This is a genomic window from Rothia uropygialis, assembly GCF_004137765.1.
GTDB lineage: Bacteria > Actinomycetota > Actinomycetes > Actinomycetales > Micrococcaceae > Rothia.
In genome coordinates this window covers 200,346-217,873 of sequence record NZ_NOIS01000002.1, presented here as the reverse complement: position 1 = coordinate 217,873, position 17,528 = coordinate 200,346, and the positions used below count along the sequence as shown (strand labels likewise).

13 protein-coding genes and 1 tRNA gene are annotated in these 17,528 nt (G+C 59.7%); 5 read left to right on the top strand and 9 right to left on the bottom strand.

Features of this window, described 5'->3' with window-relative positions; genetic code table 11:
- Positions 1-261 precede the first annotated feature (261 nt).
- The 4 genes from EWV35_RS04595 to EWV35_RS04580 form a co-directional block, all read right to left on the bottom strand.
- Positions 262-347 (bottom strand) — tRNA-Leu (locus EWV35_RS04595).
- Between the two features lie 120 nt (positions 348-467).
- Entirely contained in the window at positions 468-1,148 is a 681-nt protein-coding gene (locus EWV35_RS04590) for a MaoC/PaaZ C-terminal domain-containing protein (protein WP_165168343.1), read from the bottom strand.
- 344 nt (positions 1,149-1,492) lie between these two features.
- Complete coding sequence (locus EWV35_RS04585) at positions 1,493-2,839, bottom strand: 3-oxoacyl-ACP reductase (protein ID WP_129659545.1); 1,347 nt, start codon at positions 2,837-2,839, stop codon at positions 1,493-1,495.
- A gap of 35 nt (positions 2,840-2,874) precedes the next feature.
- Positions 2,875-4,179, bottom strand: coding sequence for an acetyl-CoA C-acetyltransferase (locus tag EWV35_RS04580; RefSeq protein WP_238654220.1), 1,305 nt, complete (start codon positions 4,177-4,179; stop codon positions 2,875-2,877).
- A gap of 141 nt (positions 4,180-4,320) precedes the next feature.
- Here EWV35_RS04580 and EWV35_RS04575 point away from each other — a divergent pair, with 141 nt between their 5' ends.
- The 5 genes from EWV35_RS04575 (at position 4,321) to EWV35_RS04555 (ending at position 13,298) form a co-directional block, all read left to right on the top strand.
- Complete coding sequence (locus EWV35_RS04575; protein ID WP_165168341.1) at positions 4,321-5,022, top strand: TetR/AcrR family transcriptional regulator; 702 nt, start codon at positions 4,321-4,323, stop codon at positions 5,020-5,022.
- A gap of 56 nt (positions 5,023-5,078) precedes the next feature.
- Positions 5,079-7,262, top strand: coding sequence for an acyl-CoA dehydrogenase family protein (locus EWV35_RS04570; RefSeq protein WP_129659539.1), 2,184 nt, complete (start codon positions 5,079-5,081; stop codon positions 7,260-7,262).
- Between the two features lie 115 nt (positions 7,263-7,377).
- Positions 7,378-9,966, top strand: coding sequence for an aminopeptidase N (gene pepN / locus EWV35_RS04565; RefSeq protein ID WP_165168339.1), 2,589 nt, complete (start codon positions 7,378-7,380; stop codon positions 9,964-9,966).
- 155 nt (positions 9,967-10,121) lie between these two features.
- Positions 10,122-11,597, top strand: a complete 1,476-nt coding sequence (locus EWV35_RS04560; RefSeq protein WP_193554078.1) for a DUF308 domain-containing protein — start codon at positions 10,122-10,124, stop codon at positions 11,595-11,597.
- A 9-nt stretch (positions 11,598-11,606) separates the two neighbouring features.
- Positions 11,607-13,298 (top strand): ABC1 kinase family protein, encoded by a 1,692-nt coding sequence (locus tag EWV35_RS04555; protein WP_129658581.1) that lies wholly within the window; start codon positions 11,607-11,609, stop codon positions 13,296-13,298.
- 11 nt (positions 13,299-13,309) lie between these two features.
- Here EWV35_RS04555 and EWV35_RS04550 read toward each other — a convergent pair whose 3' ends face one another.
- From EWV35_RS04550 to EWV35_RS04530, 5 genes are all read right to left on the bottom strand, one after another.
- Complete coding sequence (locus tag EWV35_RS04550) at positions 13,310-14,341, bottom strand: LCP family protein (protein WP_129658579.1); 1,032 nt, start codon at positions 14,339-14,341, stop codon at positions 13,310-13,312.
- Between the two features lie 123 nt (positions 14,342-14,464).
- Entirely contained in the window at positions 14,465-14,725 is a 261-nt protein-coding gene (locus EWV35_RS04545) for a type B 50S ribosomal protein L31 (RefSeq protein WP_129359673.1), read from the bottom strand.
- Between the two features lie 177 nt (positions 14,726-14,902).
- A complete protein-coding gene (locus EWV35_RS04540; RefSeq protein WP_129658577.1) occupies positions 14,903-15,823 on the bottom strand; it encodes a TrmH family RNA methyltransferase in 921 nt (306 codons plus the stop codon).
- Positions 15,824-15,851: 28 nt separating this feature from the next.
- A complete protein-coding gene (locus tag EWV35_RS04535) occupies positions 15,852-16,634 on the bottom strand; it encodes a sulfite exporter TauE/SafE family protein (RefSeq protein ID WP_129658574.1) in 783 nt (260 codons plus the stop codon).
- Positions 16,631-17,422 (bottom strand): ABC transporter ATP-binding protein, encoded by a 792-nt coding sequence (locus EWV35_RS04530; RefSeq protein ID WP_129658572.1) that lies wholly within the window; start codon positions 17,420-17,422, stop codon positions 16,631-16,633. The genes EWV35_RS04535 and EWV35_RS04530 overlap by 4 nt, the downstream gene beginning before the upstream one ends.
- Positions 17,423-17,528 lie beyond the last annotated feature (106 nt).

The window sequence follows — 17,528 nt, the reverse complement described above, 5'->3', positions numbered from 1 at the left end:
ATGGGTCCCGGGTTGCCCATCAAGCCCAAAAGGTGGACTCGACCTAATGGGAGCCAACTCCTAGGGGATCTTCTCCTCGTGAACGAGCGCAGACCATGTGGAAGTACCCCTAGGCCACGTCAGCTTTCGGTCCGGGACTTGCGAATGGTTGTGATTATCCTCGCCCTCACTCATGCCGGAGTGAAACTCTGCTGAGCAGTCGGACCATTTAAAACGAATTGGGCCGTGACATCACTGTGATGTCACGGCCCAACATTGTTGTGCGCGAGGGGGGACTTGAACCCCCACCCTCTAATACGAGGACTAGCACCTCAAGCTAGCGCGTCTGCCTATTCCGCCACCCGCGCAGGTGACCTCGGAAGCTTGCTTCCGGGCAACGAGTAATAACTTACTTGATGCTCAGGGTGGGCGCAAATCCTTGAGGCCAGCCGGGACGGTGACGCTCGACACAGGCGCTCGGCTCGGGGTCAGTCCTGGTCCGGCCGAGATTCTGGGCCTCGCCACGAGAAATCGAAGTTCTTGCGGTTCTTCTGGCCTATACCGCGCAAGACGACCTCTGAACGAGTCCCACGATCCAGGTCGCGCCATATACCAATCTTGGTCGGCAGGAAGACGGGAGAGCCGAACTCTACGCTCCAGGAGCAGGGTGCGGCCGGGTCTCGAGTCGCCTGAGTCAGAGCCCGAGAAGCGCAGTACATGCCGTGAGCGATGGCGCCCTTCATTCCGAAGATCTTGGCCGTGGCGTTGCTGAGATGGATCGGGTTGGCGTCACCTGACGCTTTCGCGTAGGAACGCCCAGTCTCCGCGGGCAGGCGCCAGATTCCGATCAGAGTGAATCCGTCGCGCGGGTCGGGCCGTTGCTCCCGATCCTTCGACTTGTCGGAAGTCGAGGTATCGTTTTTCCGGTTGTTCGACGCGGGTGCTTCCTTGGACAGGTAGACAGACTCGTCCGTGAACGCCAATTCACCGGACTCATCCCAAATCTCGGCAAGAATGGTGACGGTCGTGCCGCGAAGGTGTTTTCCGAATTCCTTGACTTGCACCCTGATTTTGGCAGTCGAGTCCACCGCGACCGCCCGATGGTGGACGACAGAATTTTTCAGGTGGATCAGGCCGAGCAGGCGCAGAGGAAAAGATTTCTTCGTCATCAGCTCAGTCGCCAACGGGAACGTCACGGCGTGTAGGTATCCCCCGTGCGCGTGGCCTGTAGCGCTGGCTCCAACCACCTCGCAGAATTTCCGGTTATCGGCCGAGCCCAATCTGATACGGTGCTCGATCACAGGTAACGCGGACGGGCTGGGCGGCACTGCTCGAGGAGACGATGTCTCGGAACCGTGCCCTGGTCGCCGCTTCTCCACGGCGGCCCCCAGCTCCTTTCCCAGTATGTTCAGGTACATACCTGCGGGGCCGGCCTTGTCTCGGAGAGACTTCGAATTCAACGCGGGCACGTCGCGGCCTACGAACTGCTTCGCTGAAATGCGTGGAAGTTTCATTACGCCCCCACCATGGACTGTCCGCAGACACGCAAAGTTTGACCGTTGATGCCGGCCGCCGCATTTGACGCCAGGAAACCGACCGCCTGCGCTACGTCTTCGGGCTTTCCGCCCTGTTGCATAGAATTGAGCCTTCGAGCGACTTCACGGGTCACAGTCGGCATTGCCTTGGTCATCTCGGTTTCGATGAATCCGGGTGCCACGGCATTGATCGTGCCGCCGGCCTGGGCGAAATCGACTGCCAGAGCAGAGACCATGCCAATGATTCCAGCCTTCGAGGCCCCATAGTTGGTCTGTCCCCGGTTGCCGGCGATACCGCTCGTCGATGCCAGGGACACGACGCGCGGATTAGGTCCCAAGGCGCCCGAGTCCAGCAGTTGGCGATTCATGGCCAGTTGTGAAGCCAGATTGACGGTCAGGACTGATCCCCATTTGGCTTCGTCCATATTGGCCAGCATCTTGTCGCGGGTGATCCCGGCGTTATGAATCACGATGTCGAGGCGACCGAAGTGCTTCTTGGCGGCCTCCGCAATCCTTGCACCGGCATCGTCCTGGGTAATATCCAGCTGGAGGGCTAGACCACCAATACTGTTGGCGACCTTGGACAGCGACTCCCCCGCGGCCGGGACGTCGACCAGGATAATGTGTGCACCGTCATCGTGGAGTCGACGCACGATCGCCTCACCAATGCCGCGAGCCGCGCCCGTGACCACGGCGACCTGTCCACTGACGGGTACATCGGTGTCGACCGTATGTGGCTTCGCTGGTTCAACTTTCATAGGCTGACCGCTGACGTATGCCGAACGCGCGGAAAGGAGAAAGCGAAGTGGCCCCTCGACGCTCTCGTCATGGGGTCGAAGTTCTGGCGAGAGGTTCAATTGATTGCACGTTGCCCCCTTGCGCATCTCGTGGGCCAAGGACCGCATGAACCCGATCACGGCCGCTTGAGTAGCTGTGATCTCCGCAGCGTTCGGGGACTCGATGCCTTCCGTCGATCGACCGAGGACGATCACGCGGCCCGAGCTGCCTAGGCTTCGCAAGGCAGCGCCGACCGTCAAGGCACCTTTTTGCAGGTCACCAGGCTTCTCTGCCTCGGTGAAATCAGCGATGATCGCACCGTAACGGGTGTTCGTTTCCGGATGTCGGCGAACTTCCAAGCCCCAATTGAGCAATTTGTCGGCCAACCCATCGGCGCTCTGACCTCCAACGACAAGAACCTTGCGGTCTTTCAGCAAGTCCTGATGGGGCTCGTAGCGTCGAAGCTCCACAGGCTGAGGCAGACCCAACGCCCCTGCCACCTTCTTGCCCACGGACGAGTTCACAATCTGGGCGTATGAATCCTTCATCATTTGGCTGTCTCCTCGCAGAATTCTTTGGTTTGCTACTTGGCAGGCTGATCCGCTTCGAGGATCATGGTTACGCCGAGACCTCCGGCAGCGCACACCGAGATCAGTCCGCGCTGGGATTTGCCTGTCTCGTGGGCAGACTCGTGCAGTTGCTTGGCGAGTGTCGCGACAATGCGTCCCCCCGTCGCGGCAAAAGGGTGCCCGGCGGCCAGAGAAGATCCATTCACGTTGAGCTTGCTCCGATCGATCGATCCCACGGCGGAGTCGCGGCCCAATTTCTCGTGAGCGAACTCTTCGGATTCCCAAGCCTTGAGATGGCACAGGACCGTCGAAGCGAATGCCTCATGTATCTCGTAGTAGTCGAAATCGGCCAGTTCAAGATTGTTCCGTTCAAGCAACTTCGGTACGGCGTATGCCGGGGCCATGAGAAGCCCTTCTTCGCCATTGACGAAGTCGACCGCAGCCGCCTGAGCATCGACGATGCGTGCGAGCGGCGTGAGCTGACGCTCCGCGGCCCACTCCGGGCTTCCTAGGAGAACCGCCGAGGCGCCATCCGTCAGCGGCGTGGAATTTCCGGCCGTCATGGTCGCTTCTTCGGGCAGGCTGCGCCCGAAGGCCGGATTCAATTTCCCCAATTTCTCAAGACTCGAATCCGCACGAAGGTTGTTGTCCTTGCCGAGACCACGGAAACCCGTCAGGAGATCGTCGAAGAACCCCCGCTCGTACGCGGCGGCCAGGTTCTTGTGACTGGTCAGAGCCAACTCATCCTGGTCTTCACGCGAAATGCCCCAGGAGGCCGTGGTGATCGCCTGGTGTTCACCCATCGACAGCCCTGTACGGGGTTCCCCGGTGCTCGGGGCGGAAGGTTTGATGTCCGCCGGACGGATCTTGGATACGGCAGCCAAGCGCTGTTTCAACGTTTTGGCCCGAGACAGCTCCAAGAGCCCGCGACGAAGCCCCTCGGAGACGACGATCGGCGCGTCGGAGGCGGAATCGACACCGCCGGCAACCGCGGAGTCCATCTGGCCGAGCCTGATCTTATTGCTCAGACCCCAAACGGTCTCCAAGCCCGTTGCACAGGCCTGCTGGACGTCATAGGCCGGCGTCGACGAGGCGAACGCAGAGCCGAGCACGGCCTCACGGGTCAGATTGAAATCCTTCGAATGTTTGAGGACGGCTCCAGCGGCGACCTCACCCACCTGCTGACCCGCGAGTCCGTAACGAGCCGCCAGCCCGTCGAAGGCTGTGGTGAGCATATCGAGGTTGCTTGCCGAGGCGTAGGCCCCATTGGAACGCGCGAAAGGAATTCGGTTGCCGCCGAGTACGTAGGCCTGAGACATGGATCCTCCGGATCGTAGATGCAGGGCGATCGTGCCGCGACGGGCCGAATGGCTCGTCATCGTGCTCCGGTTGGATGCCACGCGGCATCGCCCTTGTGACTGGGGTTACAAAATACAAGAGTACCTGATACTCTGCGTATCGTGAATACCAAAGAGAGCCTTGATGAGCGGAAAGATGATTCCGCTCCGGTAACTTCCCTGGACGGCAGGGTCACACGGTGGGACACACATCGGCGTGTCCGCCGCCGGCAGCTCCTACGCGAAGCCAGAAAGGCGATCCACAAGCTCGGGCCTCAGGCCTCGATGGAAGAGATTGCGCAGCATTCGGGAACCTCCAAGTCGGTGTTCTACCGATACTTCACGGACAAAGCGGGACTCAGCCAGGCGCTCGGAGAATTCCTCCTAGCCGGAATCGAGCCGAAGATCGCGGAGGCAGCCCGCGGCGGCTCCACGCCCCAGGATGTTGTCCAACGCATGATCGATGTTTACTTGACAATGGTCCAGCGATCGCCCGCCATTCATGAATTCGTCACGACTCAGGCGGGATTGGGTTGGACGCGGGCGGATGACGACGAGAATCCCACCGCTTCCCTGGGCCATTTCGCAGACCACATGGCGACCCTGCTTCTCGGCTCCCTGCGTTCCATACCCAACGGGCTGGACACGACATCCATCGAAGACGAGTTGGTTTTGGACTACTGGGCCCGCGCGGTCGTCGGAATGGTCAACTCGGTGACCGACAAGTGGAGCCGCTCCAACGCGCTGGGCGAGGGACCTCCACGAGAAATCGTCGTCGAGAAACTGACCCAATGGATTCTCATGCCGCTCCAGGACTCTCGATGAAACCCACTCATCCAATCCACGAACCCACATTCAGCCCCAAGACCACAGGAGGAACCATGCCCCTCAACGAAAACGTCACGACCGCCGGCAATGACACTGACAACCTCTCGGAGCACCGCGCACCTCAGAAGGGTTCTCCCGCGCCCCTCTCACAGGGACCGACCGAAGAAGTTCAGACCGTGCAGGATCCGCAGGCCGCCGGCGCAATAGACGTCGCGGCGATCCATGACGAGCTCATGGGCAAGTGGAAGGATATCCGTCAGTACACGCGGGACATCATCGAAGATCCGGAACTTCACAAGATCGACACCGACTCGTACCAGGACCAGCGCAAGCGCGTCTCACGGCAACTCGAGGTCCTTGTCAACAAAGGGGTTGTTCACCGCGCTTACCCAAAGTACGTCGGCGGCCAAGAAAACCCGGGCGGCAACATCGCTGGATTCGAGGAATTGGTCGCCGCGGACCCGTCTCTGCAGATCAAGGCCGGGGTCCAGTGGGGATTGTTCGGAGCTGCGGTTCATCAGCTCGGCTCGGAAGAGCATCATCGGAAATGGCTTCCGGACATCATGTCCTTGAAGACACCCGGTGTTTTCGCGATGACGGAGATCGGCCACGGATCTGACGTCGCCTCGGTCGGTACGACAGCGACCTTCGACGCCGAAAGCGGCGAATTCGTCATCAACACGCCTTTCAAAGCCGCATGGAAGGACTACCTCGGCAACGCGGCCCAGGACGGCAAGGCAGCGGTGGTTTTCGCACAACTCATCACTCGCGGAGTGAACCATGGTGTGCACGCGTTCTACGTCCCCATTCGGGATGAGGAGGGCTATAACCTGCCGGGAATCACCTCGGAGGACGACGGCCGCAAAGGCGGGTTGAATGGCGTGGACAACGGCAGGCTCGCGTTTGACCACGTCAGGATCCCCCGGACCAATCTGCTCAACCGGTACGGCGAGGTCGCCGAAGACGGTACATACTCCTCCCCCATCGATTCGCCAGGTCGCCGCTTCTTCACAACCCTTGGCACTTTGGTTCAGGGCCGTGTCTCGCTGGACGGCTCGGCGATCAACGCGGCGAAGATAGGTCTGAGCATTGCGATTCGATACGCCTACGAACGCCGCCAATTTTCCGCGGGCGGGGATGCGGAAGCCACACTCATGAGCTATCAGCTGCATCGCCGCCGACTCCTGCCGTTGTTGGCCACGACCTACGCACAGGCCTTCGCGCACCACGATCTGTTGGAGACTTTCGACGAAGTGTTCTCAGGACGCCAAGACACCCCTGAGAACCGCGCCGAACTCGAGACCTTGGCGGCGGCGTTGAAGCCGATGTCGACGTGGAACGCGCTGGAAACCCTCCAGGAGTGCAGGGAAGCCTGCGGAGGATCCGGGTTCATGACGAAGAACCGGTTCACCTCCCTGTACCAGGACCTCGACGTCTACGCGACCTTCGAAGGTGACAACCACGTTCTGCTCCAGCTCGTTGCCAAACGTCTGCTCGGCGATTATTCGAAGGAATTCGCCGCACTCGATTTCGGGACCATCACCAAATACGTGTCGTCCCGCGCCGAGGATCTCGCGGTCAATCGGACAGGATTGCGCCGCGCCGCACAAATACTTCAGGACACGGGAGGCCAGCGGAAGTCTGCTAAGGCACTCAAAGATCCAAAGCTGCAGAGGGATCTCCTGGGCGACAGGGTCCACACCTTGGTCGCAGAGGCTGCGGACGCGTTACGTCCGGCAAAGAAGATGCGCCCCGAGGACGCAACCCAAGTTTTCAACACGCAACAGGTCAAATTGATCGAGGCGGCTAGATCGCACGCGGAACTGCTTCAGTGGGAGGCCATGACGGAGTCCCTGACCAAACTCGAGGGCAAGACTGCGGAAGTTATGACATCTCTGCGAGATCTCTTCGGGATGACCCTGATCGAGAAGAACCTGGGTTGGTACATTTCCTACGGCCTGGTTTCCACGCAGCGCGGACGCGCCCTGGGCGAATACATCAACCACTTGCTCGAGAAGATCGAACCATTTTCGTTGCAGTTGGTCGAGGCTTTCGGCTTCAAACAGGTGCATTTGCGAGCCGAAATCTCGAGCGGAATCGAGGCCGTACGCCAGTCCGATGCCTCGGAGTACTTCCGGAAGCTCAGGGCTTCGTCCGATGCGCCCGTGGATGAAAAGACCTTGAACAAAATGAAGCACAAACAGAAGGCTCAGCATTCTTCGAAGAAAAAGCGCTGAACCGGAACTTCACGAGGTTGAAGCGGACCGTCTTTCTGCTGAGGCGGTCCGCTTTTCTTCCGCGGCCGAGGCCGAGGGAATGACGTGAAACACTTTTGACGCCTATAATTTGATGGTGCGCAACGACAACCTCACTGATGAAGAAGCCCTCTCGCGATCCCAATTGCTCGACGTCGAGCAATACGAGGTCCACGTGGATCTCACCTATGCCGCGGACCCCAGTATGCCCGCGTTTCCGACCACGACAACCGTAACCTTCCGGGCCGACGTCCCGACGTCCGGTGAAGCCGAAACGTTCATCGAATACATCCACCACAGCGTCGACTCCGTTGAATTGAACGGACAGAAACTGCGGATCTCGGACGTCGTCCAAGGCAGCCGTATTCTTTTGCCCCGCCTGGCCCCTACCAATCGCCTGGTCATTCACGGACGGTCTTTGTACTCCCGCTCCGGCGAAGGGCTCCACCGTTTCATCGATCCCGAAGACGGCCGCACTTATCTTTACACTCAATACGAGCCCAGCGACTGCCGACGCGTTTTCCCAACTTTCGAACAGCCCGACCTGAAGGCAGTTTTTCGATTTTCCGTAACGGCGCCAAGCGATTGGGAAGTCGCTTCGAATACCGAGATCGTGTCCACCCAGGAAGACCCGGTCCTTGAGGGCTTCAGCAAGAGGATTTTCGCCCCAACGCGTCGAATGTCCACGTACATCACCACATTGCTCGCAGGGCAATATCACGCGGTCAGCAAGCTGTACCGGCCCTCGATAGAGAATTCTGCGGTCGCCCCCATGACTCTGTATTGCCGGCAGTCGATGGCCCAATACATGGAATCGGAAGCGATCTTCGATCTCGTCGCCAAAGGACTGGACTACTTCCAGGAGCTGTTCGCCTATCCCTACCCCTGGGGAAAGTACGACCAGGCCTTCGTACCCGAATACAACCTCGGTGCGATGGAGAATCCCGGACTCGTGACGTTCACGGAGTCTTATCTTTTCCCCGGCGGTTCGACTCTGGCCCAGCGGGAAGGACGAGCGAACGTCATCATGCACGAGATGTCGCACATGTGGTTCGGTGACCTCGTGACCATGCGCTGGTGGTCCGATCTGTGGCTCAAGGAGTCGTTCGCCGAATTCATGGGCGCCCTCGCGGCCGAAGTAGTCGGTGGCTTCAACGAATCGTGGGTTACTTTTGCCCACCGTCGCAAGGACTGGGCCTACGCTCAAGACCTTTACTCGACGACCCACCCCATAGTGGCCGATATCCCTGACGTCGAAGCTGCCAAGCAGAATTTCGATGGCATCACCTACGCGAAGGGCGCATCGGTCCTCAAACAATTGGTTGCATACGTCGGCTTTGATCGTTTTGTCACCGCGGCCAGGTCGTATTTCGTCCGACACGAATTCGGGACGGCCGAGCTATCCGATTTTCTTTGCGCCCTCGAAGAATCGTGCGGCAGGGATCTCGGCCAATGGTCTCGGGCCTGGCTCGAGTCTCAAGGCGTTACCTCCTTGAAGTACGACGCGGATCGCGGCGTCCTTGAGCAGAGTCTTCCGGACTCGGTCTCTCCGGGCCTCGGCCGCCCCCACGTCCTGAACGTGGCCTCATTCGTCCTCGAGAACGGGGCTCTCAAGAAGAAACAAGGGCAGGAGGCCGAGATCCCGTCCGGTCGCGATGGACTTGCTCTGGAACTCACCGACTTCGGTCACGAGCGGGACGACGCAATCGTACTGGTCAATCAGGACGATCAGACCTACGCGCTGACCTCGTTCAATCCCGCAGAGATCGGGCTCGCCGTGAACTACGGGCACACGCTCGCTGAGCCAATTGACCGAGCCGTTCTCGGCAGCGCACTCTGGAACATGGTCCGCGCCGGCGAACTCGACCCTCGGATCTACACGAATCACGTGGCCGTAGGCCTCGGCGTCGAGACCTCGGCAACTCTCCTGGATACCATGCTGGTTCACGCAGAATCCGCGCTTTTCCACTATATGTCCCCGGACGGTCGCAGCGAATGCCTGCACAAGTTCTCCACCGCGGTGGCCGAGCAACTTCCGTTGTGCGAGCCAGGCAGCGATCGACAAAGTATCCTGACGCGCCACGGGCTGCGTCTCGCGAGAGAAGATGCGCACCTTCTGGGCTTTGCGCAAGAACTCGTCGAATCCGCCGAGCAGAACCCTGGTGACGACAAATGGAACGGCTTGGAACTGAGCGACGAACTCGTGTGGTCGGCACGTACCGCGCTCGCGGCCAGAGGAGTCGTGTCACGTGAATATCTCGACCGCGCCCTCGATTCCCACCGGAGCCAACATGCCGCCATCGGTGCGGCCCGTTCGAAAGCCGCGCTTCCTCATGTCGAGGAAAAGCAGCGGGCCTGGACCAGCATTTTCACCGACGAGCTGTCCAACGACATCCTGTCGGCAACGGCAGCAGGTATTCGGACGGGAACACCGGCTTTGCGCGACGGCCTCGCCGCCGATTACTTCGAACGGCTGGGGAACGTGTGGGAGAAGCACTCGATCGGAATGGCCACGAGAATTGTCAAAGGACTGTACCCGGGGCTGGACGACGACGTCGACCCACAGGTCGAGACGGAGACTTGGCTTTCAGAAAATCCCGGCGCGCCACGGGCATTGCGTCGAGAGCTGACCGAAAGGCTCGAGGACGCCAAGAGGGCGGCTCGGATCCGTTCATTATGGGACTGAAGGTCCTCAGGCGGGCCACGCCAAAACGTACGTTGCGCCTGTTGCGGGCAACACGATCCCGCATCTCACGAGGCAATACCGGTGCCACGGCGCGAAGTTGTGAGATTCTAGTAAAACCTGCTTCGGGTATTGAGGGACATTAGAGGAGTATCGCCGTGACTGAATACGCGCTCAATGATCGTGGATCCTTGGAGCTTGTCACCGAGGACTACTACGACGCCGAGATCTTGCGGATGTTCGACGGTCGTCGCTTGGATCGAGAGCAGGTCTTGGATGCCGTGGCCCATTTGGTGCCGGAACCGGACAATCCGTTGTTCCCCGACAGCGTCGCCGTCTGGGTCGATGGGCACAAGGTTGCTCGTATGACTCCGGAAGACTCCGAGCGATATTGGAAGCCTCTGGCCCGGATCGTGGTCTCCGGCTACATCCCGGTAGCTCCGATTCGATATTGGGCGACGCAACGCAGGGAGAACGGTCATTCCCGCCTCGAGACCAAAGCCGTACTTTCCGTCTCGCGCCCCGAGTTGCTCTTCCCCATCAACTCTTCACCCGTACGCGCCGCTCTCCTCCCCCAAGGTCCGAGCGTCAAAGTGCTCGACGAGAACGACTATGCCGAGTACTTGCACGATGTCCTGCCTGTTTCAGGGGAAGGGCGTGTGATTCTGACACTCGAGGCGAATCGTCACAAGATGGTCGACGGCCATGAGGTCGACGTGGTGGACGTCCTCCATGATCGACGCGTCGTCGGACGTCTCAGCACGCAGATGTCGGAGCAACTGGCTCCGGTGGTGCGCTACGTCTTCGAGAACAACAAGTTGACCGCCGTGTGGGGGACCATCCGTGGCAGCTCCTACGAATTGTCGTTGACCGTACAGGCCGTGCGGGCCGACGACATTCCCCGTTCTTGGTATCTTGACCTGCCGAATTCTGTTCCGCAGCTCAAGCCGCGGCAAGAGACCTATGAACTCGACCCTGCGTACGTTCCGACTGAGGCAGAAGCAAACCCTGATCTCACGCGCCCTCCCAAGCCTGGCGAGGAGCCCTACCGTGCATATCCATTGACGCACGGCAGCACTGCCGCAAGCGGAAGCCGTTCTTCGAGGCATGGCGATTATCGGACAGCGATTGGCTTGGGCATACTCGGGGTACTCCTTGTGGTCCTCGGTATCGTTTTCGTCTTCTTCAAACCAGTCCTTGGTGTTCTGGGCATTCTGATCGGGGCGTCCATCGCGTTCTTCGGGCTCTACATCGGCCGTATTCAGGGTCCCGCGCGGCTCGAGGACTTCACCTATGATGAGCCTTACTCCGACGCTGAGCAGGTCCCCGAGGACGACGAATCCGAAGGCCCGCATGACCAAGCCGTCGAGGCTCCGTATCCAGATGCCGAGGGCACTTTCGACGAATACTCTCCCGTGGACTCGCCAGAGGCAGATGGTCCCGAACAAGACCTCGAGGCCGAAACCGCTGAGGAATACGACGTGGAGGACGTCACGGACGAGAATCGCGGTCACGGACGTCATCTGGACGCGGCTCGCTACTTCCATGATCAGACGAGCCTGGATTCCTCGGACGGTTATGAAACCATCGGCCATGAGTCGTCTTCCGCGCCTCAACGCGAGTACAGGGACTGATTGATTTCCATGCTCGAGCGGGCCCGCTCTCGTACCGATCGTTTTCTCCAGATCGGCGAGGTCTTCGTCAAACACGGTCTGGGCTTCCTCGTCGAGGGTCTGGGCTCGCCTCTGGCCAGCTCATTGCGACGGGTGCGCCGGTTGGACCCACAGTCTCGTCACACTCAGCCCGAGCATCTTCGTATGGCCTTGGAGGAACTTGGCCCCACGTTCATCAAAGTCGGCCAGTTGATTTCGACGCGGCAAGATCTTCTGCCACCGGCCTATACCGATGAGCTCGCCAAACTTCAAGACGATTCGACTCAGGTTCCTTTTGAACGTCTGATCAAAACGCTTGCCGGCCAGCCTGAAGAAGCGATGCTGGGCCAGTTCGATTCCCTCGACGAAGAACCCCTGGCCAGCGGTTCCATCGGACAAGTGCACGCCGGAGTCCTCCACGGCGAAAAGGTAGTGGTCAAATTCCGGAAGCCCGGAGTCCTCGAGGACGTCGAGCAGGATTTGGACATCATCGCCGACATCGCCGCGTTGCTGAGCCGCTACGTGCCGATCGCCAAGCAGTACGACGTCGTCGAGCTCAGCCGACAATTCGCCCGAACGTTACGCGAGGAGCTCAATTACACGGTCGAAGCCGCCCATTGTGATCGGTTCGCAAGTTTTTTCGAGGACGATCCCGAACTGCATATACCCAAGATCTACTGGGAAGCCACGACCTCGCGCATCCTGACCCAAGAACGTGTAGGCGGCATCAAGATCAGCGACGTCGAGCAGCTAGAGGCCCAGGGGGTCGACCGGCATCGCTTGGCGGTGAACGCAACCGGGGCCATGTGCCGCATGGTCTTCGAATTCGGACTCTTCCACGCGGACCCGCATCCTGGGAACCTTTTCGTACGCCCTGACGGAACGATCAACCTCATCGACTTCGGTATGTGCGGAGAGCTCAGCGAAGAATTCCGTGACAATATGCTGCCGCTCTTCATCGGCGTAACCACCGAGAACCCACGTCAATGCAGCAGAGCCATCGTTCGCCTCACGGATTCACATGGCCGTAACGTCACGCCCCAAGAGCTTGAACCTGAGCTGTCACGTCTCATCCGTCAATACGCCGGCCAGAGTCTCGAGGACCTGAATATCGGTCGCGTTCTGGCCGACGTGATGGGAATGCTGCACCGCCACCAGCTGAGCCTCCCGCCCGAAGCGGCGTTGCTGATTCGGATGATCGCTACGGCCGAATCGCTGGGCGAACTGATCGACCCCGATTTCGATTTCATCGCGGTCTTGTCTCCGTATGCATCGGCCTTCGTGACCAGCAGGATTTCCGTGGATGCGCTGGCCAAGCGTCTGTCCAAGCTGACGCGCGAAGCCGTCGAATTCGGCATCGAGGTGCCCAGCTCTTTCCGCAAGATCATGGGCGTCGTCGAAAACGGCGGTTTCGATGTGCACCTGCGCGCCGACGAGCTCGAAGAGCTGATCGATCGTGTGGAGGTTGCTGGGAACAGGCTCGTCGCCGGGGCCGTTCTCGCGGCAGTGATCAACGGTTCCGCGAAAATTATTTCCTATCAGCCGGACCGCTTCAAGAATTGGCGGACAATGCTGATCGGCGGCAGTGCCGGCAGTGCGGGCCTCTTAGGAGGATACCTGCTAAGCACCGTAAAACTGCGGCTCCGCAACCCCAAACGTCGCCGGAGTGTGCGGAGCCGCTAGAGATCATCCGATCAGTCGGTTTCGGCTGTCTTGGCGAAATCCTCCATCGTGCCGTTTTCCATCGCCTTGCTCAAGTTGTCGATCGCGTTCTGGTCGACGTTGACGATGGATTGGCCATCCGGTGACCAACCTGTTCCCGAGTTCGGGAGTGTCATCATCTTCATGTTGCGGAGCCCGCTGGGCCCGATCTTCGTGGCGATCTTGGCGGCTCGAGAAGCGGTCATCGAATCGTCGACCTGCATATATGGCGAGAACTCTTTGACGAGGTCATTGACCTTGGCGGGATTGGCCAGCGTCTGCGGGTCCCCGATTTTCTTCAGGACTCCGCGCATATAAGCCCGTTGGTCCCGGACGCGCTGGTAGTCACCGTCGGTGAAGCTGTATCGCTCGCGCACGAACGTGAGGGCACGGTCGCCGTTCATCTTCTGCGGCCCCTGCTCGAAGGTCTCTCCATGGCCATTCGTGAACCCGACCGGCACATCGACAGTCACGCCTCCCAATGCGTTGGTGAGGTCCCTGAATCCTTCGAAGTTGATTCCGACGACGTTGTCGATGCGCGTGTTGAGCAGATTTTCAATGGTTTTGACCTCGAGCGGAATCCCACCCTCGTCCAGTGCCGCGTTGATCTTTGCCTGACCGTGTCCGGGAATATCGACCCACGTATCGCGCATGATCGATATGACGTAGGCCTGTCCCCCGTCTGCCGGGACGTGAAGGAGCATGATCGTGTCGGCACGTTCGCCGGAGACCTTGGCCTCGTCGTCTTCTCCCTTTCGGGAGTCGCTTCCCAGCATCAGAACGTTGTAGGAACCGGTTTCGGAAGGACGATCATCGTCGTCGGTCGGCATGGCGTTATTGAACTTTTGTGTTCCGGCGTCGAAATTATGCGCCAGATTGGCAAAATATGCGCCGATGGCGATCACAGCGACGAGCAGTAGCGTCCCTGCGATCCCCAAGGCGATCAGCCCCTTGCGGTGCTTTTTCCGGCGACGAGGCGTAGGAGGTTGTTCGTCGTTGTCCATGAGGTCGTTCGAGAGCGACATGGGGCTGACTCCGTCGGGTTGAAGGCAATCTGGCTTTCAGATTCCGTTTGATTTTACAGTGCACATACAAAAAGGTGCCGGGAATCGAGCATGATTCCCGGCACCCCTTCGTGGAATGAGGCCCTACTTGCTGGCCTTGCCGAAGTTCTTGAAGCGAGCGTTGAAGCGCTCGACGCGACCGGCGGAGTCCATGATGCGCTGCTTGCCCGTGTAGAACGGGTGGGACTCGGAAGAGATCTCGACCTCGATCAGCGGGTACTCGTTGCCGTCTTCCCAGGTCTCGGTCTTGGAGCTGGTAGCGGTCGAACGGGTCAGGAAGGTCTTGCCGGACGCGAGGTCGCGGAAAAGAACCGGGTGGTAATCCGGGTGAATATCGGTCTGCATAGTGTGTGCCTCTTCTGTGGACTGGATTTTGCCAGGCCTCGGGTCTTGGGATTTTAGGATTCGTTAGTCGCTTTGGGCGCCAACAAACTATGTCGCCGAAGACCGACGACCTGCTTACGCTACCACGCCCCGCCATAACGAGGAAGGAATACGACGCGATTCTTGTGTGGCATGCGTCTAGTCATCTGCCGTCTCCTCCCGGTTCGTCGCGTAGAACGCGACGGCCGATGCCGCCGCAACATTCAAAGAATCGACTCCGTGTCCCATGGGGATCATGACCGTCTCTCTGGCGCCCTCAATGGTTTTCCGCGCCAATCCGTCCCCTTCCGTCCCCAGTATCAAGGCCAGTCTTTCCGGATTGCGGGCGGCGAGGTCGTCTATGGTGATCGAATTCTCCGTCAACGCGAGTGCCGCCGTCGTGAACCCGTGATGATGCAAGACATCGATGTCTTCCGGCCAATTCTCCAGGCGCGCCCACGGGACCTGGAACACTGTTCCCATCGAGACTCGAATGGACCTCCGGTACAACGGGTCGGCGCAACGTGGCGTGACCAGGACCGCGTCCACCCCCAGAGCGGCGGCCGACCGGAAAACGGCGCCCACGTTGGTGTGGTCGACGATGTCTTCCAGAACCGCGATACGTCGAGCGTCTTGGACGACGTCTTCCAACGGTCTAGGCTCGGGTCGCCGCATGACAGCCAGCGCGCCACGGTGAAGGTGGAAACCAGTCAGCTGCTCGAGGACATCGTCCTCGGCCACGTAGGCCGACACATCGGGGTGATCGCGCAACACGTCCTCGAGGTCCACGGCCCATTTGTCCGATGTCAGAAATGACAGCGGCTCATGGCCGGCCTCGAGCGCCCGGCGGAGCACCTTGGAGGATTCCGCGATGTACACACCCCATGCGGATTCCCGCGACGTGCGCATCCGCACGTCCGTCAGGCCCTTGTAGAATCGCAGGTCCCTGAGCACCCGGTCTTCGGCCCGACCGTCCGAGGCGGACAGCTGTTCTCTCGTCACACGAACCACATTCGGAATCGCACTGACGCGTTCTCGTCGTAGAGCGAGGTCTTCAGCGGTGTATTGAGGATTCTTCATAACGTCCTGCAGATAGGGCGGTGGGTCTTCAGTCGAAGAACACCATCTTGATGATCGCGGCCAGACCCAGGATCACGATGATGGTACGCAACGCGACGGGTTTGAGGCGGCGACCGATCTTTGCCCCCGCGAAGGAGCCAATCATCGAGCTGATCGCGATGAGCAAGACGACCCACCAATCGATGCGGTCGAACGCGAAGAGCAAGTACGAGATACCGGCGATGAGATTGACGGCGGCCACCAACACGGTCTTGATCGCATTGGACCCCTGCAATGAAGCCATGAGGAATACCCCGAGGATCCCGAGGAGCAGAACACCTTGAGCGGCCACGAAGTAGCCGCCGTAGATTCCTGCGAAGAAGACCAGGGCGTAGAGGGTCAAAGGCTGGTGCTCATCGTCGCGGGAAGCCGTTCCGGATCGTTCCTGTCTTTTGCGAACGGCCGCTTGCAACTTCGGCTGAAAAATGACAAATAGAAGCGCCACGGCGATCAAAACAGGGCTGATGGATTCGAAGACACTCTCCGGCAGGTGGAGAAGGAGATACGCACCGATGATTCCTCCGACGAGGGAACACGGCAGGAGCTTCCACAGTGTCTTGCCCAGCCCGCGGAGTTCTGTGCGATATCCCCATGCCCCGGTGAAGTTACCGGCGATCAGCCCCATGGCGTTGGAGATGGTAGCCGTCACCGGCGGAACACCCATGGATACCAGGACCGGGAAAGTCACCAAGGTTCCGGAACCGACGATGGTGTTGATCGCACCTGCCCACAGTCCGGCAACCAGGATGATGCATACTTCGAGCAGCGTCATGAGCGAGCAGAAAAGGCCGCGTATCGCCCGTCGATGTTGGTCAGCTTCAATGGCGTCTCGTAAGCTGCGGAAAGATTCTCGCTGGTCAGAACCTCATCAATGGGGCCTTGAGCGACCACCCGTCCGTGGTTGAGCAACAACATGTGGGTCAGTCCCTCCGGCAACTCCTCAATATGGTGTGTCACCAGAATCGTCGTGGGGGCATCAGGGTCGCGTGCCAAATCGGTCAGACGCGACACGAGGTCTTCCCGACCCGCGATATCCATTCCCGCACCGGGCTCGTCGAGAATCATGAGCTCGGGGTCCGTCATGAGCGCCCGCGCCGTCAGGACGCGCTTTCGTTCCCCGTCTGAAAGGGAGCCGAAAGTCCGATCGGCCAATGGGGCAACGCCCCATTGATCCAGCAATTCCGCGGCTCTCTCGTGGTCCATCCGGTCATATCCCTCACGCCAGCGGCCGGTGACCCCGTACGCAGCCGTCACCACGACGTCACGCACGCTCTCTCCGTTGGGGATCTGTTGAGCGATGGCTCCGGAGGTCAAACCAATACGAGGCCTGAGCTCGAATACGTCAACGGCTCCCAAGATTTCATCGAGAATATCGACCATTCCCGTCGTGGGGTGGAGCCGAGCCGCACAAACGCTCATCAACGTGGACTTTCCTGCGCCGTTCGGGCCGAGAACCGCCCAACGTTCGCCTTCGTTGACGGTCCATGTGATTCCATCAATCAATCGGTTTCCCGCTCCGCGGACCACCGAGACGTCGACCAACTCCAAAACAGCACTCATAGTCACGACTTTAAGGCACTCAAGGGGGCTCGGGCTACCTGTGACGCTTTCACCGGCGCGTCATGGCAATCCCTGGGATGTGCGACGGTACCTCCATATGATGGAG